Consider the following 19724-nt stretch of genomic DNA (forward strand, 5'->3'; position numbering starts at 1 on the left):
CCGGGCGGGTGCGTTTTTCCTCCTCCGGTGAGACTCCGGGGGGGTATCTGCAATCGCCATGCCACGCGGTGACGCGGCGGTGTCGGCCGCGTGACGCTGGGATGACGTGACGGGGCGGGGCGGAGGCCGGCCCGTCGATGCGGCTCAGGGCACGAGGGGGTGGAGCGCGCCGTCGGGATCGAGCCGCGCGCGGCGGTGGCCGTCACGGTGCAGCTCGAGCCAGTCGATCGCGCCGGCCTGCAGCCGCAGCACGGCGAGGTGGTGGCTGGCGTCGGTGCCGGCGCCCGGACCCGGATCGGCCGCCGTCTCGCCGCGACCGGGCCAGTGGCTGCCCGGGGGGAGGGGGGCGAGGTAGTCGGCCGCGGCGCGCGAGGCGCCGACCCGCGCCCAGGCCTCGGCCACCGGCGCGCCCTCGGTGAACACCACCGCGCGCACCGGCACCCGCAGCTGCCAGCCCAGCCGCGGACTCCAGAAGACCAGCTGCGCGGCGGGCTGCGCCTGCAGCTCGGCGCACTTGGGGCTGCGCGCGTCGGTGAAGACGGTCAGCGTGCGCGCGGTGCTGTCGGCCGCGCGCAGCACCACGGTGCGCGCCTGCGGCAGACCGTCTAGGCCCTGCGTGGCCAGCACCGGGGTGCGCCAGTCGTGGTGGCGGTCGTGTGGTGCGCGGGTGAGTTCCTGCCAGACGCGCGCGGCCAGCGCGTCCAGCGGCACACGCTCGGGCGGGGTGGGGGCGGGGGCTGGCGTGGCAGCAGGAGCGGTCATGCGGAGGGGCTCAGGGCGCCGACGCCGGGTGGGCCGCGGCGGCCGGCGCGCCCGCGCGGCCCTTCTCGCGGCTGCGCCGGGTCGGCGGGTTGAAGTCGGCCGGCTTGTCGCGCACCCAGTCCAGAAAGCGCGCCATCGCCGGGTGGGCGCGCAGCGCCTCGGCGCTGGCGTAGCGCCGGGCCAGCTCGGTTTCGGTGAACAGCGCGTGCACCTGCCGGTGGCACAGGCGGTGCAGCCAGGCGGTGTCGCGCCCGCCTTGCGACTTGGGCACCCAGTGGTGGGCGTCGCGCTGCGCCGGCGGGATCGCCCGGCCACACAAGGGGCAGATCGGGTCGCCGCCGGCCGGCGCCAGGGCGTCCAGGCGCTCGGCGAGCAGGCGGCGGCGGATGCGGCCGGCCATGGGCGGGTCAGGCGCGCGGGCGCGGGTGGCGGGTCATACCGGCATGGTAGGCCGCCGGCCTTGGCCGCCGGGAACGCTCGGGTTCTGCGCCGCCGCTGGACAAGGCGGCCGCCGTCATTTACTGTACAGATGTACAGTATTTGCCATGGATGCCCTTGCCTTTTCCTCCCCGCCGCCGGCGGTCGAGCCGACCCCCGATCCGACCGCCGACCCGCTGGCCGGCTGGCCCGCCGGCGTCTGGCGCGCCGACCGGCTTGGCGTCGCCGCGCCGCGCGTCTGGCCCAGCGGCTGGCCCGCGCTCGACGCCGTCCTGCCCGGCGGCGGCTGGCCCGGTCACGCGCTGACCGAGTTGCTCGCCCCGCACAGCACCGCCGTGCTGGCCCGCCTGCTCGCCCCGTGCTGGCGCGGCCTGCGTCGGCCGCTGGCCTTCGTGGCGCCGCCCCATCCGCCGCACGCCCCGGGCCTGTGCGCCGAAGGCCTGCCGCCGGCGCGCCTGCTGTGGCTGGCGCCGCACACCCCGGCCGAGCGGCTGTGGACCACGGAGCAGCTCATCCGCGCCAACGCCTGCGGCGCCGTCATCGCCTGGCTGCCGCAGGCCAGCGCCGCCCAGTTGCGCCGGCTGCAGGTGCTGGCCGCGGGCTGCGAGGGGCCGGTGTTCGTCTGCCGCCCGCTGACGGCGCAGCATGACGCCTCGCCCGCCCCGCTGCGCCTGCGGCTGCGCGCCGCCGAGCCCGGCGCGCTGTCGGTGGAGGTGCTCAAGCGCCCCGGACCGCCGGTGGCGGCGCCGCTGCGTCTGGCGGCCTGGCCCGCCGCGCTCGCGCCGCTGCTGCCCGCGCGGCTGCGCACGCCGGCGGTGATGCCGGCGGTGGTGTCGCCCACCGTGTCCCCTCCCGCGCCGAACCGGCGTCCGATCCCGCTGGCCGCGGTGCCCGCCGAACTGCCCGACCATGCTGCTGTGGTGCGCCCTGCGAACCCGCGCGTCGCCGTCGCCGGATGACGCGCTCGCCGCCCTCGCGCTCTGGGCCCTGGGCTTCACGCCCCGCGTGACCCGGCTGGATGAGGCGGTGCTGATGGAGTTGCGCGCGAGTTGCCGCCTGTTTGGCGGCGAAGCGGCGCTGCGCGCCCGCGTCGAGGCCGAGGCCGCCACGCTGGACGCCGCGCCGGCGGGCTGGGCGCCCCACGCGCTGGCCGCCCTGGCGCTGGCGCGCGCCGGCGGGGGGGAGGCCTTCTCGCAGCCGCTGGCCGAGGCTTTGGCGCCACTGCCGCTGCACACGCTGAGCGCGGCGGCCGCGGCCGGGACGTTGCTCGCCCGCGCCGGCTGCCGCACGCTGGGCGACCTGCAGGCGCTGCCGCGCGGGGCGCTGGGCCGGCGTTTCGGCGATGCCCTGCTGCACGCGCTCGACCAGGCCCACGGCCGGCGACCCGAGGCCCACGCGTGGATCAGCGTGCCCGAGCGCTTCGAGGCCCGCTTCGAGCTGCCCTGGCGGCAGGAGCAGGCCGCCGGTCTGCTCGACGGCGCGCAGCGCCTGCTGCTGCAGCTCGGCGGCTGGCTGACCGCGCGGCAGGCCGGCGTGAGCGCCTTCACCCTGCGCTGGGCCCACGACGCCTTGCGCGCCCGCGACGCCGGTGAGGGCGGGGCGCTGACCGTGCGCACCGCCACCCCCACCCGCCACACCGCCCACCTCGCGCGCCTGCTCGCCGAACACCTCGCCCACGTCACGCTGGCCGCGCCGGTGGGCGAACTCTGGCTGCGGGCCGACGAGGTGCAGCCCCTGCCCACCGACAGCGCCAGCCTGCTGCCCGACGAAGGCGCCGGCGGCGAGCCGCTGCCCGCGCTGCTGGAGCGGCTCGCCGCGCGCCTGGGACCCGAGCGGGTGCGCTGGCCGGTGCTGCACGAAGACCACCGCCCTGAAGCCATGACCCGCTGGCGCGACGGCCCGGCGCCACCGCCGCTGGCCCGCGGCAGCGGGCCCCGCCCGCCGGGGCCGCAGCCGGCCTTCCTGCTGGAGCGGCCGCTGCGCCTGGCGGTGCGCCAGCACCGCCCGCTGCACCACGGCGAGCTGCAACTCCTGCTCGGCCCGCAGCGCGTGGAAGGCGGCTGGTGGGACCGCGAGCCGCCCGGCGCCCTGGCCGAGCAGCCGCACGGCCACGTCGCCCGCGATTACTGGGTCGCCTGGTCCGACCACGCCGGCCTGCTGTGGATCTTCCAGACCCGACCCCGGCCCGGCCAGGCCGGCGCGGCCGGGGAGGGCGCCGACACCGGCCCCGCCTGGTACCTCCACGGCCACTTCGGCTGACCCGTTGCCACCGCTGCCCCCGGTTTCGCCATGCCCCCGCCCCGCCGCGTTCCCGCCGCTGCCGCCCCCCCGCCCGCGCCGCCCCGCGGGGCGGCGGTGGCCGTGCTGCCCGATTACGTGGAGCTGCGCTGCCTGTCCAACTTCAGCTTCCTGCGCGGCGCCAGCCACCCCGAAGAACTCGTGCAACGCGCCCACGCGCTGGGCTACCGCGGTCTGGCCCTCACCGACGAGTGCTCGATGGCCGGCGTCGTGCGCGCCCACGTGGCTGCGCGGGAGTGCGGCCTGCCGCTGCTGCTGGGCAGCCAGTTCCGGGTCGAGGGCGAGCCGCCGTTCACCCTGGTGCTGCTGGCCACCAGCGCGCGCGGCTACGCCCACCTGTGCACCTTCATCACCGCGCTGCGCCGGCGCGCACCCAAGGGCCAGTACCGGCTGGCGCGCGAGGCCATCGATCCCGCCGCGCTGCCGGAGTGCCTGGCCATCGCCATTCCCGCGCCCGACGCCACCCGCGACGACACCGACGCCCTGGCCCGCTGGCTGCTGCGCCACTTCACCGGCCGTTGCTGGCTGGGCGTGGAACACCGGCGCGAACTCGGCGACGAGCAGCGCCTGCAGCACCTGCGCCACAGTGGCGCGCTGTGCGCCGTGCCGCTGGTGGCGGTGGGCGATGTGCAGATGCACGTGCGCTCGCGCCAGCCGCTGCACGACGTGCTCACCGCCACACGGCTCAACCGCCCCTTGCGCGACTGCGGCCTCGACCTCGCGTCCAACGCCGAGCAGCACCTGCGCCCGCGCCTGGCGCTGGCCCAGCGCTTCGCCCCCGACCTGCTGGCCGAAACCCTGGCCATTGCCGCGCGCTGCCGCTTCTCGCTCGATGAGCTGCGCTACCAGTACCCCGACGAGGTCGTGCCGCCCGGCCACACCCCGTCGAGCTGGCTGCGCCGCCTCACCTGGGACGGCATGGCCTGGCGCTGGCCGGCCGGCGCGCCGGCCGCGGTGCAGCAGCAGGTCGAACACGAGCTGGCCCTGATCGCCGAACTGCGCTACGAGCATTACTTCCTCACCGTCCACGACATCGTCGCCTTCGCCCGCCGCCAGGGCATCCTCTGCCAGGGGCGTGGCTCGGCGGCCAACAGCGTGGTCTGCTACTGCCTGGGCATCACCGAGGTCGACCCCGCGCGGCTGTCGGTGCTGTTCGAGCGGTTCATCTCCCGCGAGCGCAACGAACCGCCGGACATCGACGTGGATTTCGAGCACCAGCGCCGCGAAGAAGTCATCCAGTACCTCTACGCCAAGTACGGCCGCGACCGCGCCGCCCTCGCCGCGGCCGTGATCCGCTACCAGCCGCGCAGCGCGCTGCGCGACGTGGGCCGGGCGCTGGGCGTCGAGCCCGCGCTGCTCGATCGCCTCAGCCGCGGCATCACCTGGTGGGACGACCGTCTTGAGCCCGAGCGCCTGCGCGAGGCCGGCCTCGACCCCGACAGCCTCGTCGCGCGCCAGCTCAGCGCACTCACCGCCCAGCTCATCGGCTTCCCGCGCCACCTCTCCCAGCACACCGGCGGCTTCGTGCTCACCCGCGGCCCGCTGTCGCAGCTGGTGCCGATCGAAAACGCCGCGATGCCCGGGCGCACCGTCATCCAGTGGGACAAAGACGACCTGGATGCCATGGGCCTGCTCAAGGTCGACGTGCTCGCGCTGGGCATGCTCAGCGCCCTGCGCCGCAGCCTCGACCTGATCGCCCGCCGCCGCGGTCACGCCTTCGGCCTGGCCGACATCCCGCCCGAAGACCCGGCCACCTACGACATGTTCTGCGCGGCCGACACGGTGGGTGTGTTCCAGATCGAGAGCCGCGCGCAGATGGCCATGCTGCCGCAGCTGCGTCCGCGCACCTTCTACGACCTGGTCATCGAAGTCGCGCTCGTGCGCCCCGGCCCCATCCAGGGCGGCGCCGTGCACCCCTACCTCGACCGCCGGCAGGGCCGCGTGCCGGTGAGCTACCCCGGCCCCGCGCTGGAGCAGGCCCTGGGCCGCACGCTGGGCGTGCCCGTGTTCCAGGAGCAGTGCATGCAGATCGCCATCCTGGCCGCCGGCTTCAGCCCCGGCGAGGCCGACGGCCTGCGCCGCGCCATGGCCGCCTGGAAACGCAAAGGCGGGCTGGCCCACTACGAGCGCCGCCTCATCGACGGCATGACCGCGCGCGGCTACGACCCCGACTTCGCCCGCAGCGTGTTCGAGCAGGTCAAGGGCTTCTCCAGCTACGGCTTCCCCGAAAGCCACGCCGCCAGCTTCGCCCTGCTGGTCTACGCCAGCGGCTGGGTCAAGTGCCACCACCCGGCCGAATTCCTCGCCGCCCTCATCAACAGCCAGCCGCTGGGCTTCTACACCCCGCGCCAGCTCGTCGCCGACGCCCAGCGCCACGGCGTGGCCGTGCGCCCGGTCGACGTGATGCACAGCGACTGGGACTGCACCCTCGAAGACCTCGCCCACCACCCCATCGGCCGCGCCCACCCGCCGGTGCGGCTGGGCCTGCGCCTGGTGGCTGGCCTGGGTGAGGCCGTGGCGCGCCGCGTGCTGGCCGCGCGCGCGCAGGCCCCGTTCGACAGCACCGACGACCTCGCCCGGCGCGCCCGGCTCGGCCCGGCCGACCTGCAATGCCTGGCCGCGGCCGACGCGCTGACCAGCCTCAGCGGCCACCGCCGCCAGCAGGTCTGGGACGCCGCCGCGCTGCAACCGCTGCCTGAGCTCCTGCGCGATGCCCCGGTCGAAGAAGCACCGCTGAACCTGCCCGAGGCCCCCGAGGGCGAAGCCATCGTCTGGGACCACGCCAGCCTCGGCCTGAGCCTGCGCCGCCACCCGCTGGCCCTGCTGCGCCCGCAACTCGCCGCACGCCGGCTGGCCACGGCCGCCGAGCTGCGCGCCGCGCCCCACGGCCGTCTGGTCCGCCACGCCGGCCTCGTCACGCTGCGCCAGCAGCCCGAAACCGCCAGCGGCGTGGTCTTCGTCAGCCTTGAAGACGAGACCGGCGTGGTGCAGGTGATCGTGTGGAAGCGCCTGCGCGATCGCCAGCGCGACACGTTGCTGCGTTCACGCCTGCTCGCGGTCTATGGCACCTGGCAGCGCGAAGGCGACGTCACCAACCTGATCGCCGGCCACCTGGAAGACCTCAGCCCGCTGCTCGGCCGCTTGGCCACCCACAGCCGTGATTTCCACTGAGGCCATTTCGGCCCGCGGTGCCGGTGGATCAGGGTGTGCGCGGCTCGTCGGGCGAGCCCGCCGCCGCCGGCCCTCCCGCCGCAGCGGCTTCGGCCGCCGCGCGCCGGGCTTCTGCCTCCCGCTTCGCCCGCGTCTGGGCGCGCGCTTTTTTCACGTCGTGCAGCTGCCACCAGCCAAAGGCCAGCGCGAGCGCGAAAATGCCCAGTTCGTACCAGATCGCCATGGCCGCTCCTGCTGTTCGAGGGGTGCATGGTGCCGCCGGACGGCGCCCGGCGCCAGCGCGACGGCCGATACCCGAGCAAGGGGCCCGGCGCCGCGATTCCGGGGCGCCGCCGTTTCAAGACACCGCCATCCCGTCCACCACCCCGAACCGCCATGCCCGACGATTCCAGCCAGCTCGTGATCCCGCCGTCTTTCGTGGCCCTGTACCTGCCGCCGGGCCGGCTCAAGCCGACCCTGCCGCTGGCTGAACTGGCCACCCGCCACGAGTTGTGCGAGGACATGGCCCAGATGCTCACCGAGACCGCGCGCAACCTGGAGTTTCAACTGGGCATCACGCCGGAGGATGTGCTGCAGCGGGTGGGGCAGGGCCTGCGGACCGAGCCGCTGGTGGTGCAGGGCCCGGAGGCAGACTGGGTGCTGGGCCGCTTGGCGGAGTTGCTGGGCTGGCCGTTACCGGCGCCCGCAGCGCCCCGCCCTTAGGCGATGTCGAAGGCGTGGAAGCCGAAGCGGCCGGCGCGCCGGTCGGCGAAGTAGCGCTCGAGCGTTTCCTTGACCGTGCGGAAGGCGATCTCGTCCCACGGGATGTCCGCTTCGGTGAACAGCCGCGCCTCGATGGTTTCATGGCCCGGGTTGAAGCGGTCGCTAAGCAGCCGGGCGCGGTAATACAGATGCACCTGCCCGACGCGGGCCACGTTCATCAGCGTGAACAACTCGCCGAGCTCGATGTGGGCGCCGGCCTCTTCGTCGGTCTCGCGCGCCGCGCCCTCGGCCGTGGTTTCGCCGAGTTCCATGAACCCGGCCGGCAGGGTCCATTTGCCCCAGCGGGGTTCGATGTTGCGTTTGCACAGCAACACGTACTCGCCGCTGTCGCCCCACACCGGCACCGTGCCCACCACGTTGAGCGGGTTGTCGTAGTGCACCGTGCCGCAGGCCGGACACACCGCGCGCTCGCGGGTGTCGCCGTCGTCCGGACGGCGGATCACGACGGCGGTGCCGCAGTGGCGGCAGTGTTTGGCGGGCGGTCGCAGCATGCGGGCAGTGTAGCGGCGCGGTCCGCGCAGACCGGCCAAAAGCCGGGCGCGCGCCCGGCTTTCGGTGCGCAGCCGATCAGGTTTTTTTGCCGCCGTGTTTGGCGATCAGCGACTTGGCCGTCTCCAGCAGCTGGCGGCCGTTGAAGCCGCGCTTGTCCATGTCCTGCACCCACTCGACCTCCACCAGCCGGGCCTTGCGCTGGAACTCCTGCGCGTCCGCCGGCGGGATGGTGTAGATCGTGTTGCCCTGCTTGACGGCGGCCTCGCGGCCGGCGGCGTCACCGGCCTGTTGCGTGCGGCCGAGCCAGCCGGAGGTTTCCAGGCCGGAGTGCTTGTCGATGACAGCCTTCAGGTCGGGCGGCAGGCCGGCGTACTTGGCCTTGTTCATCGCCATCACGAAGGTGGTGGTGTACAGCGCGCCACCGGCTGGCGCGAACTCGCTGTGGAACTTGGTGAGCTCGTGCACCTTCACCGATGGCACCACCTCCCAGGGAATCACGCAGCCGTCGATCACCCCCTTGGACAGCGCGTCCGGGATCTGCGGCAGCGGCATGCCCACCGGCGTGGCGCCGAGGTAGCCCAGCATCTTGGTGATCTGGCGGGTCGGACCACGCACCTTGGAGCCGCGCAGGTCTTCGGCGCTCTTCACCTGTTTGTTGCGCATGTGGAACATGCCCGGGCCGTGCACCTGCAGGGCGATCGGGTGGACCTCGCGGTACTCGTCCGGCGCCATGGTCTGGATGTATTCCCAGAAGGCGCGCGACGTGGCTTCGGCGTTGTTCATCATGAACGGCAGTTCAAACACCTCCGTGCGCGGGAAACGCCCGGCGGTGTTGCCGGGCAGCGTCCAGACGATGTCAACCACGCCATCGCGCGCCTGATCGAACAGCTGCACCGGCGTACCGCCGAGCTGCATGGCCGGGTAGCCCTCAAATTTGATGCGGCCGCCCGAGTCCTTCTCCACCCGGTCCATCCAGGCCTTGTGCATGTTGAGCCACACGTTGGACTGCGGCGCCATGAAGGTGTGGAACTTCAGCGTGACGCTGGACTGGGCGAAGCCGGTCAGGGCGGGGGCGCCCAGGGCGACGGCGGCGCCGGATTGGAGCAGCGAACGGCGGGACAACATGGTGGGGGGTCTCCGGGGTGGGGGGTGGGAAGGGGCCGCGGTGGGGTGTGGGGTGCGGGTTGGTCTCAGGCCACCTGGATGCGGATGTCGGTGAGGCCGTCCACGTGGCCGTGCAGCACGTCGCCGCGCACGACCGCGTTCACGCCTTCGGGCGTGCCGGTGTAGATCAGGTCGCCAGGCTGCAGCGCCCAGCCGCGCGACAGCTGCTCGATGGTCTCGGCGATGTTCCAGATGAGCTTGCTGGTGTGGCTGCGCTGGCGGTCCTGGCCATTGACCTGCAGCCAGATGGCGGCCTGGGTTGCGCCGGGGGCGTGGGCCACCGGGGTGATGGGGCCGATCGGCGAGGCGTGGTCGAAGGCCTTGCCGATGCACCAGGGCTTGCCCTGCTTTTTCATCTCGGACTGCAGGTCGCGCCGGGTCATGTCGAGTCCCACCGCAAAGCCGAACACATGGTCCATCGCATCGGCGGCGGCGATCTGCTGGCCGCCACGCCCGATGGCCACCACCAGCTCGATCTCGTGGTGGAAGTTGCCGGTCAGGTCGGGGTAGGGAATGGTCGCGGTCTGGCCGGGTTCGGCGACCACGATGGTGTCCGCCGGCTTGAGGAAAAAGAACGGCGGCTCGCGGCCGCTGTGGCCCATTTCCTTGGCGTGGTCTTCGTAGTTGCGGCCCACGCAGTAGATGCGGTGGACCGGGAATCGCTCGGCGCGGCCGACGATGGGCACGCTGACGGTGGGCGGCGGGGTGAAGGCGTAGGTGGTCATGCCCCGCAGTGTGCCATTTCAGGCCTGGCGTTCGGGTAGGTGAATCACCATGCCGTCGAGCGCGTCGATCAGCCGGATCTGGCAGGCCAGGCGGCTGTCGGAGGTGGGCGGGGTGGTCGCGTAATCCAGCAGATCGGCCTCGTCGGCCACCGGCGCGGGCAACTGCGCCGCCCACGGCGCGCCGATCATCACGTGGCAGCTCGCGCAGGTGAGGGCACCGCCGCAGTCGCCGTCGATGCCTCGCACGTCGGCGCGCACGGCGGCGTCGAGCAGGCTGATGCCGGTGTCGGCGGTGATGTCGCGGGCGCTGCCGTCGGCAGCGATAAAACGCAGCTGGATCATGGGACGCGGGGCAGACTCGGGCTCGGGTGGCGATTGTCGCGCGCTTAGCGCAAGCCCGGCCCTGGCGCCACGCCGGCGGATTCGGCCGTGGGGCGCGTCGGGGTTTTCCCGGGGCGGGTGCGCCGTGGGGCGGGCCTGCCGAGAATGCGCCCCTCGCCGGCCGCATGGTCGCCGGCTGTTCACGATTCGAAAGGTGCTCTGTCCATGGCTTCCCTGTTTGATCCCGTCACCGCCGGCGCGCTCGCGCTGGCCAACCGCGTCGTCATGGCGCCGCTGACCCGCAACCGCGCCCCGAACGCGGTGCCCACGCCGCTGATGGCCACGTACTACCGCCAGCGCGCCAGCGCCGGTCTGCTGATCACCGAGGCCACGGCCATCAGCCACCAGGGCCAGGGCTATGCCGATGTGCCGGGCCTGTATGCGCCGGCGCAGGTGGCCGGCTGGCGCGCCGTGACCGACGCGGTCCACGCCGCCGGCGGCCGCATCGTCACCCAGCTCTGGCACGTGGGCCGCGTGTCGCACACCAGCCTGCAGCCCGGCGGCGGCGCCCCGGTGGCGCCCTCGGCCGTGCGCGCGGCGACCAAGACCGTGCTGCTGCAAGACGGCGTGCCGAGCTTTGTCGACACCTCCGAGCCGCGCGCCCTGGCCCTCGACGAGCTGCCCGGCATCGTGGCGGACTACCGCCGCGCGGCCCGCGCCGCGATCGAGGCTGGCTTTGACGGGGTGGAAATCCACGCCGCCAACGGCTACTTGCTCGATCAGTTTCTCAAGACCGGCGCCAACCAGCGCACCGATGCCTACGGCGGCTCCATCGACAACCGCGCCCGATTGCTGCGCGAGGTGGTGGCGGCGGTCGTGGCCGAAATCGGCGGCGGCCGCACCGGCATCCGCCTCTCGCCCGTGACGCCGGCCAACGACATCGTCGACGCCGACCCGCAGCCGCTCTTCACCCACGTGGTCGAAGCGCTGGCCCCGCACGGGCTGGCCTACGTGCACGTGATCGAAGGCGCCACCGGCGGACCGCGCGAGCTGGCCGACCGCCCGTTTGACTACGCGGCGCTCAAGGCCGCGTACCGCGCCGCGGGCGGGCAGGGCGCCTGGATGGTCAACAACGGGTACGACCTCGCGCTGGCCGAGCGCGCGCTCGCCGACGGCGCCGACCTGGTGGCCTTCGGCCGCCCGTTCATCGCCAACCCCGACCTCGTTGAGCGCCTGCGCGCCGGCGGTCCGTTCAACACCCCGGACCGCGCCACCTTCTATGGCGGCGGCGCCCCGGGCTATACCGACTACCCGACGCTGGGTGCGGCGGCCTGAGCGGCCTGCTTCAGCGCAGCGCGGGCTGGGCGAGGATGGCCTGTTTGAGTTCTTCGGACAGGCGGGTCGCGGCGCGCCGCCCCGCCAGGCCGAAGTCGCTCTTGAACTCGGCGAACTCCGCCGTCCCCCGGGCCTGCACCTTGAGTTGCGTCAGCCGCTGGGCGCTGGCGTCGGTGACGTCGCAGGTGAGGTCGATGGTGAACTCGGTGGGCGGCCAGGTGAACAGCGAAGGCGAGGCCGATTGCGTGGTGATCACGGGCGTGAAGACGACCGTGGCGCCCAGCGCCTGCAGCGTGGCGGGATCGGCGTTGGGCACCACGAACACGTCGCTGTACACGGCACGCAGTGCGTCGCGGATCGACTTTTCCAGGTCGCGGTAGGGGAAGTAACTCACCTTGTCGCCACCGCCGCCGGGCGTGGTGACTTCGCGCGCCCGGTCGGCGTCGGTCATCACGTAGGCTGCCTTCTTCGGGCTGAGGCTCGCTTCGGCGCGCACCGGTGTGTCGAGCGGGCCAATGCCGATCGGGTGGGCGCAGGCGGTGAGCAGGGCCAGGGTGGCCACACCGGCCCACAGGCGGGCGCGTTGCATCAGGTTCAGGGGGCTCATGGGCGTCTCCGGGGTTCAGGGTTGCAGGGCGGCCTGGAAGGCGGGATCGGCGTAAACGGTCTGCAGCAGCCGCTGCACCAGCCGGGGGTATTCGGCCTGGGCGCGGGGCACCGCCACGTTGGCGGCCAGGTGGATCGGAAAGCTGATCGATGCGTCGTAGGTCTTGTCCAGCCGCGTCACACCACCGCGGGTGACCAGCAGGCGCACCCGCATGTCACCGGTCCCGGTGGAAAAGCCGGAAATATCGAAGTGGTTGCGCAGCAGGGTGCCGCTGACTTGGGTGGGCGCTGCGGGGTCCAGGCGGCGCAGCTCGCCGAGGTCGGCCCGCAGCGCGGTGGCCACGTACGCCGCAAAACTCCCGCCCGGCGGCACAAAGGGCGCCCCGCGCAGGGTGACCTGGTTCACTGGCGCGGCCGGATCGAGCGGCTGAAACTCGCCCACGGCCACTGGCGCCAATGGCACCGTTTTGAGCCGGTCCAGGCTCGGGTAGTCCGGGCTGTAGCCCGGCACGGGAAATGTGGCGCAGCCGGCCAGCAGCGATGCCGCCAGGGCCGTCGCGGCCCATCGGGTGGTTCTCATGCGTTTCTCCTCCGTCTCCTCAGACGTGGCCGCATGCTAGTGCACGTCACAGGGGGTACAGGTATCCTTGGTGTCCCATGAAGCTCTACAACTATTTCCGTTCCTCCGCTTCTTTCCGGGTGCGCATTGCGCTGGCGCTCAAGGGGCTGCCTTACGAGTACGTGCCGGTCCACCTCGCGCGCGGCGACCACCGCGAGGCGGCCTACACGCAGATCGCTGCCGAGGGCCTCGTGCCCCTGCTCGAACTGGACGACGGGACCCGCCTGACCCAGTCGATGGCGATCATCGAGTACCTCGACGAGACCCATCCCGCCCCGCCGCTGCTCCCTGGCGACGCGCTCGGCCGGGCGCGCGTGCGGGCCCTGGCGCAGATCGTGGCCTGCGAGATCCACCCGATCAACAACTTGCGCGTGCTGAAGTACCTCACGCGCGAGCTCAAGGTCGAAGAAGACCCGAAAAACGCCTGGTATCGCCACTGGGTGCGCACCGGGCTGGAGGCGTTTGAGCGGCAGCTCGTGGCCGGCCCGACGGGTTCTTTCTGCCACGGCAACACGCCCACGCTGGCCGACTGCCTGCTCGTGCCGCAGATCTTCAACGGCCAGCGGTTCAACGTGGACTTCACCGGCCTGGACCGCACCATGGCGGTGTTTGCCCATTGCATGGAGCACCCGGCCTTCCAGCAGGCGCAGCCCAAGGCCTGTCCCGACTTCGAGCCCTGAGCCGGGCGGCCACCGCGTGAATGCTGCCGACGTGCCCGGGGTGTGGGTGCCGGACTGGCCGGCACCCGCCGGCGTGCGCGCGTTGTGCACCGAGCGTGACGGCGGCGTGTCCGCGCCGCCCTGGGACCGCTTCAACCTGGGTGACCACGTGGGGGATGACCCCGCGGCGGTGGCGCTCAACCGCGCCCGCCTGGCCAGCTTCACCCGCCCCGCGCGGCCGGTGTTCCTGCGCCAGGTGCACGGCACGGCGGTGTGTCGCCTCGATGGGGCCACGCCCGACGGCACAGAGGCCGACGCGGCGGTGGCGGTGGGGCCCGGCGTGGCCTGCACGATCATGGTCGCGGACTGCCTGCCGGTGCTGTTCGCGCTGGCGTCTGGCGCGGGCGTGGCGGCGGCCCACGCGGGCTGGCGCGGGCTGGCCGCCGGGGTGCTGGAGCGCACGGTGCGTGAGCTGCGCGAGGTGGCCGGCGAGCCGCGGGGCGAGGTCGTGGCCTGGCTGGGGCCGGCGATCGGGCCGGCGGCGTTTGAGGTCGGTGATGAGGTGCGCGCGGCCTTCACCGCCGACGACGCTGGCGCCGCGGCGCATTTCCGGCCCGCTGGCCGAGCCGGTCAGTGGTGGGCCGATCTGCCGGGGCTGGCGCGGCGCCGCCTGCGGCTGGCGGGGCTCACGCGCGTGGCGGGCAACGACGGCAGCGCCGCGTGGTGCACCGTCAGCCAGCCGTCACGGTTCTTTTCGCACCGCCGCGACGCCGCCCGTTTCGGCACCACCGGCCGTCTGGCCGCTGCTGTCTGGCTCGGCTGAGGTGTTGGCGGTGGCGGCGGCCGCTGCGGCGGCCTCGGCCTCAGCGGCTTCGCGGGCCTTGTTCTCGCGGCGACGCTGGGGCGTGCGCATCACATAGACGATGATGCTCACCGGCAGCAGCCCGTACAGCACGAACGTGATGATCGCGCCCAGCACCGAGCCGGTGGTGTTGGTGGCTTCGGCCACCGCCATCATCAGCACCACATACATCCACGCAATCACCACCAGGTACACGCCGCGCTCCCGCTCCAGGCCGATCCGCCGTCAGCGAGCCGGAAGCCGGCGCGCCCATACTGATGCACCGTCGGACCACCCGTCACCAGCGCCTTCCATAATAGGCGTCAGGCAATACCACAGGAGACCCGCATGACATCCGGCCCCACGTCGCCGCAGGACTGGGCGAACGCCGCCCAGCAGTTCCAGCAACAGCTCATGGGCGCCTGGAGCGCCGCGGCCCCCGGTGCCGGCGGCGCGGCCGGCCCATTCGCCGCTTTCGGGTTGCCCTCCGGCGTGCCGGGAGGCGCGGGCCTGGCCGGCATGACGGGTCTGGGCGACCTGTTTGGCCAGGCCACCCAAGGCCTGGGTCAGGCGGTGCGCCTCGATCCGGCCCGCCTGCTGGAAATCCAGAAGAGCTATCTGCAGGACGCCGTCGGCCTGTGGAACCAGGGCCTGACCGCCAAACCCCAGGGCGACCGGCGTTTTGCGGGTGACGCTTGGGCCAGCAACCCGGTGGCGGGCTTCACCGCCGCGCTGTACCTGCTCAACGCCCGCACGCTGATGGCCCTGGCCGACGCGGTGGAAGGCGATGAAAAGGCCCGCGCGCGCGTGCGCTTCGCCGTGCAGCAGTGGATCGACGCCAGCGCACCGAGCAACTTCCTGGCGTTCAACGCGGAAGCGCAAAAGAAGGCCATCGAAACGCAGGGCGAAAGCATCGCCAAGGGCGTGGCCAACCTGCTGCACGACATCCGTCAGGGCCATGTGTCGATGACCGACGAGAGCGTGTTCGAGGTCGGCAAGAACGTGGCCACCACCGAAGGCGCGGTGGTGTTCGAGAACGAACTGTTCCAGCTGATCGAATACAAGCCGCTCACCGCCAAGGTGCACGAGCGGCCCTTCCTGCTGGTGCCGCCCTGCATCAACAAGTTCTACATCCTGGACCTGCAGCCCGACAACAGCTTCATCCGCTACGCCGTGGAGCAGGGCCACCGCACCTTCGTGGTGAGCTGGCGCAACCCCGACGCGTCGCTCGCGAAAAAGACCTGGGACAACTACATCGAAGACGCGGTGATCCGCGCCATCGACGTGGTGCGCGACATCACCGGCGCCGACGACATCAACGCCCTGGGCTTCTGCGTGGGAGGCACCATGCTCGGCACTGCGCTGGCGGTGCTCGCCGCGCGCGGCGAGAAGCCGGTGCACAGCGCCACCTTCCTCACCACGCTGCTTGACTTCCGCGACACCGGCGTGCTCGACGTGTTCATCGATGAGAACTTCGTGAAGTTCCGGGAAATGCAGTTCGCCGACGGTGGCCTGATGCCCGGCCGCGACCTGGCCACCACCTTCAGCTTCCTGCGGCCGAACGACCTCGTGTGGAACTACGTGGTCGGCAACTACCTCAAGGGCGAAACACCGCCGCCGTTTGACCTGCTGTACTGGAACAGCGACTCCACCAACCTGCCCGGCCCGTACTACGCCTGGTACCTGCGCAACCTCTACCTGGAGAACCGCTACACGCGTCCCGGCTCGGCCACGGTGTGCGGCCAGAAGATCGATTTCGGCCGGGTTGACCTGCCGGTCTACATCTACGGCTCGCGCGAAGACCACATCGTGCCCATCGGCGGCGCCTACGGCAGCACGCAGTTGCTGCCCGGCAAGAAGCGTTTCGTCATGGGCGCCTCCGGCCACATCGCTGGCGTGATCAATCCCGCCAGCAAGGGCAAGCGCAGCCACTGGATCGGCCCGGCCAACCGTTTCCCCGAGCGGGTCAACGACTGGATCGCCAGCGCCACCGAGCACCCGGGCAGCTGGTGGACCGACTGGGCCGCCTGGCTCAAGCCGCTGGCCGGCAAACCGATCCCCGCCCCCAAGACCTACGGCCGCGGCAAGGCCTACGCCGCCATCGAGCCGGCGCCCGGCCGCTACGTCAAGGCAAAAGCCTGAACCCCACCTGTTTGTGACCTGGAGAATTTCATGGAAGACATCGTCATCGTTTCCGCCGCCCGCACCGCCGTCGGCAAGTTCGGCGGCACGCTCGCCAAGACCCCGGCCACCGAGCTCGGCAGCGTGGTCATCAAGGCCTTGCTGGAGCGCACCGGCCTGCCCGCCGACGCGGTGGGCGAAGTGATCATGGGTCAGGTGCTGGCCGCGGGTGCGGGCCAGAACCCGGCCCGTCAGGCCATGATGAAGGCGGGCGTGGCCAAGGAAACGCCGGCGCTGACGATCAATGCCGTCTGCGGCTCCGGCCTCAAGGCCGTCATGCTGGCCGCACAGGCGGTGGCCTGGGGCGACAGCGAGATCGTGATCGCCGGTGGCCAGGAAAACATGAGCGCGAGCCCGCACGTGCTGCTGGGCAGCCGCGACGGCCAGCGCATGGGCGAGTGGAAGATGACCGACACGATGATCGTGGACGGCCTGTGGGACGTGTACAACCAGTACCACATGGGCATCACCGCCGAGAACGTGGCCAAGGCCCACGGCATCACCCGCGAGATGCAGGACGCGCTGGCCCTGGCCAGCCAGCAGAAGGCCGCCGCCGCGCAGGAGGCCGGCCGCTTCAAGGACGAGATCGTCGGCGTGCACATCCCGCAGAAGAAGGGCGATCCGCTGGTGTTCGACACCGACGAGTTCATCAACAAGAAGACCAGCGCCGAGGCCCTGGCGGGCCTGCGCCCGGCCTTCGACAAGGCCGGCAGCGTGACCGCCGGCAACGCCAGCGGCATCAACGATGGGGCGGCGGCCGTGATGGTCATGACCGCGAAGAAGGCGGCCGCGCTGGGCCTCACGCCGCTGGCCCGCATCGCCAGTTTCGGCACCAGCGGCCTGGACCCGGCCACGATGGGCATGGGCCCGGTGCCCGCGTCGCAGAAGGCGCTGGCCCGCGCCGGCTGGAAGGCCGCTGATGTGGACCTGTTCGAGCTCAACGAGGCCTTCGCTGCCCAGGCCTGTGCGGTGAACAAGGCGCTGGACATTGATCCCGCCCGCGTCAACGTCAACGGCGGCGCGATCGCCATCGGTCACCCCATCGGCGCTTCGGGTTGCCGCGTGCTGGTCACGCTGCTGCACGAGATGCAGCGGCGCAACGCCAAGCGGGGCGTGGCCGCGCTGTGCATCGGCGGCGGCATGGGGGTTTCCCTCGCTGTCGAGCGCTGACAAGCCCGATAGGATGAAAACGCTTTTGACGTCCAAAACGTCTATTTCACGACCAACAGAAAGGTTCCAATGAGTCAGAAAGTGGCCTACGTCACCGGCGGTATGGGAGGCATCGGCACCGCCATCTGCCAGCGCTTGCATCGCGACGGGTTCAAAGTGATCGCCGGTTGCGGTCCCACCCGCGATTTCCAGAAGTGGATCGACGAACAGAAGGCGCTGGGCTACACGTTCTACGCGTCCGTGGGCAACGTGGCTGAGTGGAATTCCACGGTCGAGGCCTTCACCAAGGCCAAGGCCGAGCATGGTCCGATCGACGTGCTGGTCAACAACGCCGGCATCACCAAAGACCGCATGTTCCTGAAGATGACCAAGGACGACTGGGACGCGGTGATGAGCACCAACCTCGACTCCATGTTCAACGTGACCAAGCAGGTGGTGCCGGACATGGTCGAGCGTGGCTGGGGCCGCATCATCAACATCAGCTCGGTCAACGGCGAAAAGGGCCAGGCCGGCCAGACCAACTACTCGGCGGCCAAGGCCGGGATGCACGGCTTCTCGATGGCGCTGGCGCAGGAGCTGGCCACCAAGGGCGTGACCGTCAACACCGTGAGCCCCGGCTACATCGGCACCGACATGGTCAAGGCCATCCGCCCCGATGTGCTGGAGAAGATCGTGGCCACCGTGCCGGTCAAGCGCCTGGGCGAGCCCAGCGAGATCGCGTCCATCATCGCCTGGCTGGCCAGCGAGGAGGGCGGCTACGCCACCGGCGCCGACTTCTCGGTCAACGGCGGCCTGCACATGGGCTGACCCCGGGTCCCCGCCCGATGGCGCACCACCACCCCGCCGCGGCGGGGTTTTTTGCGCCCGTTCCGCGCCGCTTTTCCGGCGATCGCGCCAGCCTGCCCGGGATAGAGTCCCGCGCATGTACCGGCCTTTGCCCCTGGACGCGCTCGCCCTGAACCAGCCCGTGCCCGTGAACATCTGGGACGCGCAGGGCGTGTTGCTGCTGCGCAAGGGCGAAACCATTCATTCCGAGCAGCACCGCGGGCACCTGATGCTGCACACCCCCATGGTGCTGGCGGCCGACTGGCAGGCCCTCAACTGGGGCTACACCGCCACGCTGGACCGGCTGGTGCGCGACAACGCGCCGCTGGCCCGCATCGCCGGCGTCAGGGAGCTGGCGGTGGCCGCGGCCACGCCCGACACCGCCGAACTGCCCGACGTCCCGCCGGCCGAGCGCTGGGCGGACCTGCACGCCGCGCTTCACGCCTGGCTGCACCGCCCCGTGGAGGCGGCCTCTCCCGAGCGGCTGGATCGGCTCGAGCGCATCGCCGACGCGGTCACCGACGCCAGCGAGCGCGCTTTTGACACCGCCCTGCTGGTGCTGGTGCAGCGCCTGTTTGATCCGGTGCTGCCGTACAGCGCGAGCCATGCTCTGCTGTGCGGCCTGCTGTGTGATCACGTGGGGCGCGCGGCCAAGCTGCCCCCCGCGGAGTTGCACGCGGTCGTTCGGGCAGCGCTCACGATGAACATGGGCATGGCGCGGTTGCACGATGAGCTGGCGCGCCAGAGCGCGCCGCCCACCACCGCGCAGCGCGCCCAGATCCGCGAACACCCGGTGCGAAGCGTCTCGCTGCTGCGCGGCCTGGGGGTGCGCGAGGACCGCTGGCTTGACCTCGTGGCCAACCACCACGAACACCCCGATGGCATCGGTTACCCGCGCGGCGAGCGCGTGGACAGCCCCGCGTTGCGCCTGCTGCGCATGGCCGACGTGTACACCGCCTGCATCAGCCCTCGGGAAGGCCGTGGCGGGTTGCAGTCCCAGCAAGTCGCGCGCGAGCTTTACACGGGCGCCGCGACCGACCCGCTGACGCCCTTGTTCATCAAGGCGGTGGGTCTGTATCCCCCGGGCAGCTACGTGCGGCTGGCCGGCGGCGAGCGCGGCGTGGTGGTGCGCCGCGGTGCCAAGGCCAACGCGCCCAAAGTGCTCGTGCTGGTGGGCCGCCAGGGCCTGCCGCTGGGCGAGCCGGCCCTGAGAGACACCGCCGACGCGTCGTGGGCGGTCGCAGCGGCGCTGGCGCCGGGCGAGGTCAAGGTCCGCCCGCCGCTGGAATACCTGCTGGCGCGCCGCTGAGGCCCCGGGCGCGGTACAGTCGCCCGCCTGCCATGACCATTGACGC

The 19724-nt window shown here is 72.1% G+C and carries 21 protein-coding genes; 11 read left to right on the plus strand and 10 right to left on the minus strand.

The window, feature by feature from the left end:
• Nucleotides 1–144 precede the first annotated feature (144 nt).
• On the minus strand, nt 145–762 hold the full coding sequence (locus AC2D80_RS05475) for a pyridoxamine 5'-phosphate oxidase family protein (protein WP_484631960.1): 618 nt from the start codon (nt 760–762) through the stop codon (nt 145–147).
• Nucleotides 763–772: 10 nt separating this feature from the next.
• A complete protein-coding gene (locus AC2D80_RS05480; RefSeq protein ID WP_484631961.1) occupies nt 773–1162 on the minus strand; it encodes an HNH endonuclease signature motif containing protein in 390 nt (129 codons plus the stop codon).
• A gap of 145 nt (nt 1163–1307) precedes the next feature.
• On the opposite strand from AC2D80_RS05480, the gene imuA reads away from it, so the two are divergent.
• From imuA to AC2D80_RS05495, 3 genes are read left to right on the plus strand one after another with little or no spacing between them, the layout of a single operon-like run.
• Complete coding sequence (gene imuA, locus AC2D80_RS05485) at nt 1308–2159, plus strand: translesion DNA synthesis-associated protein ImuA (RefSeq protein ID WP_484631962.1); 852 nt, start codon at nt 1308–1310, stop codon at nt 2157–2159.
• Nucleotides 2110–3459 (plus strand): DNA polymerase Y subunit UmuC family protein, encoded by a 1350-nt coding sequence (locus AC2D80_RS05490; RefSeq protein ID WP_484631963.1) that lies wholly within the window; start codon nt 2110–2112, stop codon nt 3457–3459. The genes imuA and AC2D80_RS05490 overlap by 50 nt, the downstream gene beginning before the upstream one ends.
• A gap of 30 nt (nt 3460–3489) precedes the next feature.
• On the plus strand, nt 3490–6669 hold the full coding sequence (locus AC2D80_RS05495; protein WP_484631964.1) for an error-prone DNA polymerase: 3180 nt from the start codon (nt 3490–3492) through the stop codon (nt 6667–6669).
• Nucleotides 6670–6697: 28 nt separating this feature from the next.
• Here AC2D80_RS05495 and AC2D80_RS05500 read toward each other — a convergent pair whose 3' ends face one another.
• Complete coding sequence (locus tag AC2D80_RS05500) at nt 6698–6892, minus strand: hypothetical protein (RefSeq protein ID WP_484631965.1); 195 nt, start codon at nt 6890–6892, stop codon at nt 6698–6700.
• 152 nt (nt 6893–7044) lie between these two features.
• Between AC2D80_RS05500 and AC2D80_RS05505 the strand changes: the two genes are divergently transcribed.
• Nucleotides 7045–7371 carry an ATPase with chaperone activity gene (locus tag AC2D80_RS05505; RefSeq protein WP_484631966.1) on the plus strand — a complete coding sequence of 109 codons (327 nt, stop codon included), beginning with the start codon at nt 7045–7047 and terminating at the stop codon, nt 7369–7371.
• On the opposite strand, the gene AC2D80_RS05510 is transcribed toward AC2D80_RS05505, so the two are convergent.
• The 4 genes from AC2D80_RS05510 to AC2D80_RS05525 form a co-directional block, all read right to left on the minus strand.
• On the minus strand, nt 7368–7922 hold the full coding sequence (locus AC2D80_RS05510) for an NUDIX hydrolase (RefSeq protein ID WP_484631967.1): 555 nt from the start codon (nt 7920–7922) through the stop codon (nt 7368–7370). The two genes, AC2D80_RS05505 and AC2D80_RS05510, sit on opposite strands and share 4 nt — an antisense overlap.
• A 76-nt stretch (nt 7923–7998) precedes the next feature.
• A complete protein-coding gene (locus tag AC2D80_RS05515) occupies nt 7999–9048 on the minus strand; it encodes a TRAP transporter substrate-binding protein (RefSeq protein WP_484631968.1) in 1050 nt (349 codons plus the stop codon).
• Nucleotides 9049–9113: 65 nt separating this feature from the next.
• Nucleotides 9114–9812 carry a fumarylacetoacetate hydrolase family protein gene (locus AC2D80_RS05520; RefSeq protein ID WP_484631969.1) on the minus strand — a complete coding sequence of 233 codons (699 nt, stop codon included), beginning with the start codon at nt 9810–9812 and terminating at the stop codon, nt 9114–9116.
• 18 nt (nt 9813–9830) lie between these two features.
• Nucleotides 9831–10154: a 2Fe-2S iron-sulfur cluster-binding protein gene (locus AC2D80_RS05525; RefSeq protein WP_484631970.1), complete on the minus strand. Its 324-nt coding sequence runs from the start codon at nt 10152–10154 to the stop codon at nt 9831–9833.
• A 204-nt stretch (nt 10155–10358) separates the two neighbouring features.
• Between AC2D80_RS05525 and AC2D80_RS05530 the strand changes: the two genes are divergently transcribed.
• The gene (locus AC2D80_RS05530) at nt 10359–11468 is read left to right on the plus strand and encodes an alkene reductase (protein WP_484631971.1); all 1110 of its coding nucleotides are present in this window, start codon (nt 10359–10361) and stop codon (nt 11466–11468) included.
• A gap of 10 nt (nt 11469–11478) precedes the next feature.
• Here AC2D80_RS05530 and AC2D80_RS05535 read toward each other — a convergent pair whose 3' ends face one another.
• Together AC2D80_RS05535 and AC2D80_RS05540 are read right to left on the minus strand one after the other, a co-directional pair.
• A complete protein-coding gene (locus AC2D80_RS05535; RefSeq protein ID WP_484631972.1) occupies nt 11479–12075 on the minus strand; it encodes a hypothetical protein in 597 nt (198 codons plus the stop codon).
• Between the two features lie 15 nt (nt 12076–12090).
• Nucleotides 12091–12654, minus strand: coding sequence for a hypothetical protein (locus tag AC2D80_RS05540; protein WP_484631973.1), 564 nt, complete (start codon nt 12652–12654; stop codon nt 12091–12093).
• Nucleotides 12655–12731: 77 nt separating this feature from the next.
• Between AC2D80_RS05540 and maiA the strand changes: the two genes are divergently transcribed.
• Nucleotides 12732–13373, plus strand: coding sequence for a maleylacetoacetate isomerase (maiA, locus tag AC2D80_RS05545; RefSeq protein WP_484631974.1), 642 nt, complete (start codon nt 12732–12734; stop codon nt 13371–13373).
• 16 nt (nt 13374–13389) lie between these two features.
• Nucleotides 13390–14175: a peptidoglycan editing factor PgeF gene (gene pgeF, locus AC2D80_RS05550; protein WP_484631975.1), complete on the plus strand. Its 786-nt coding sequence runs from the start codon at nt 13390–13392 to the stop codon at nt 14173–14175.
• Here the strand turns inward: pgeF and AC2D80_RS05555 are convergent.
• Nucleotides 14095–14409 carry a hypothetical protein gene (locus tag AC2D80_RS05555; RefSeq protein ID WP_484631976.1) on the minus strand — a complete coding sequence of 105 codons (315 nt, stop codon included), beginning with the start codon at nt 14407–14409 and terminating at the stop codon, nt 14095–14097. The two genes, pgeF and AC2D80_RS05555, sit on opposite strands and share 81 nt — an antisense overlap.
• Nucleotides 14410–14541: 132 nt before the next feature.
• Here AC2D80_RS05555 and phaC point away from each other — a divergent pair, with 132 nt between their 5' ends.
• From phaC to AC2D80_RS05575, 4 genes are all read left to right on the plus strand, one after another.
• The gene (phaC, locus tag AC2D80_RS05560; RefSeq protein WP_484631977.1) at nt 14542–16335 is read left to right on the plus strand and encodes a class I poly(R)-hydroxyalkanoic acid synthase; all 1794 of its coding nucleotides are present in this window, start codon (nt 14542–14544) and stop codon (nt 16333–16335) included.
• A gap of 30 nt (nt 16336–16365) precedes the next feature.
• Nucleotides 16366–17544 carry an acetyl-CoA C-acetyltransferase gene (locus tag AC2D80_RS05565; protein WP_484631978.1) on the plus strand — a complete coding sequence of 393 codons (1179 nt, stop codon included), beginning with the start codon at nt 16366–16368 and terminating at the stop codon, nt 17542–17544.
• 69 nt (nt 17545–17613) lie between these two features.
• Nucleotides 17614–18351 (plus strand): acetoacetyl-CoA reductase, encoded by a 738-nt coding sequence (phbB, locus tag AC2D80_RS05570; protein WP_484631979.1) that lies wholly within the window; start codon nt 17614–17616, stop codon nt 18349–18351.
• Between the two features lie 115 nt (nt 18352–18466).
• Nucleotides 18467–19678, plus strand: coding sequence for an HD-GYP domain-containing protein (locus AC2D80_RS05575; RefSeq protein WP_484631980.1), 1212 nt, complete (start codon nt 18467–18469; stop codon nt 19676–19678).
• Nucleotides 19679–19724: the final 46 nt, after the last annotated feature.

The sequence above is a fragment of the Hydrogenophaga sp. T66 genome, from assembly GCF_057219855.1.

Coding starts and splice junctions, on each gene's coding strand:
- AC2D80_RS05520 (WP_484631969.1), bottom strand. CDS start 9,812: ATGACCACCTACGCCTTCACCCCGCCGCCCACCGTCAGCGTGCCCATC.
- AC2D80_RS05540 (WP_484631973.1), bottom strand. CDS start 12,654: ATGAGAACCACCCGATGGGCCGCGACGGCCCTGGCGGCATCGCTGCTG.
- AC2D80_RS05510 (WP_484631967.1), bottom strand. CDS start 7,922: ATGCTGCGACCGCCCGCCAAACACTGCCGCCACTGCGGCACCGCCGTC.
- AC2D80_RS05495 (WP_484631964.1), top strand. CDS start 3,490: ATGCCCCCGCCCCGCCGCGTTCCCGCCGCTGCCGCCCCCCCGCCCGCG.
- AC2D80_RS05500 (WP_484631965.1), bottom strand. CDS start 6,892: ATGGCGATCTGGTACGAACTGGGCATTTTCGCGCTCGCGCTGGCCTTT.
- AC2D80_RS05565 (WP_484631978.1), top strand. CDS start 16,366: ATGGAAGACATCGTCATCGTTTCCGCCGCCCGCACCGCCGTCGGCAAG.
- AC2D80_RS05515 (WP_484631968.1), bottom strand. CDS start 9,048: ATGTTGTCCCGCCGTTCGCTGCTCCAATCCGGCGCCGCCGTCGCCCTG.
- maiA (WP_484631974.1), top strand. CDS start 12,732: ATGAAGCTCTACAACTATTTCCGTTCCTCCGCTTCTTTCCGGGTGCGC.
- AC2D80_RS05480 (WP_484631961.1), bottom strand. CDS start 1,162: ATGGCCGGCCGCATCCGCCGCCGCCTGCTCGCCGAGCGCCTGGACGCC.
- AC2D80_RS05535 (WP_484631972.1), bottom strand. CDS start 12,075: ATGAGCCCCCTGAACCTGATGCAACGCGCCCGCCTGTGGGCCGGTGTG.
- AC2D80_RS05575 (WP_484631980.1), top strand. CDS start 18,467: ATGTACCGGCCTTTGCCCCTGGACGCGCTCGCCCTGAACCAGCCCGTG.
- AC2D80_RS05475 (WP_484631960.1), bottom strand. CDS start 762: ATGACCGCTCCTGCTGCCACGCCAGCCCCCGCCCCCACCCCGCCCGAG.
- AC2D80_RS05490 (WP_484631963.1), top strand. CDS start 2,110: ATGCTGCTGTGGTGCGCCCTGCGAACCCGCGCGTCGCCGTCGCCGGAT.
- AC2D80_RS05525 (WP_484631970.1), bottom strand. CDS start 10,154: ATGATCCAGCTGCGTTTTATCGCTGCCGACGGCAGCGCCCGCGACATC.
- AC2D80_RS05505 (WP_484631966.1), top strand. CDS start 7,045: ATGCCCGACGATTCCAGCCAGCTCGTGATCCCGCCGTCTTTCGTGGCC.
- imuA (WP_484631962.1), top strand. CDS start 1,308: ATGGATGCCCTTGCCTTTTCCTCCCCGCCGCCGGCGGTCGAGCCGACC.
- phbB (WP_484631979.1), top strand. CDS start 17,614: ATGAGTCAGAAAGTGGCCTACGTCACCGGCGGTATGGGAGGCATCGGC.
- phaC (WP_484631977.1), top strand. CDS start 14,542: ATGACATCCGGCCCCACGTCGCCGCAGGACTGGGCGAACGCCGCCCAG.
- AC2D80_RS05530 (WP_484631971.1), top strand. CDS start 10,359: ATGGCTTCCCTGTTTGATCCCGTCACCGCCGGCGCGCTCGCGCTGGCC.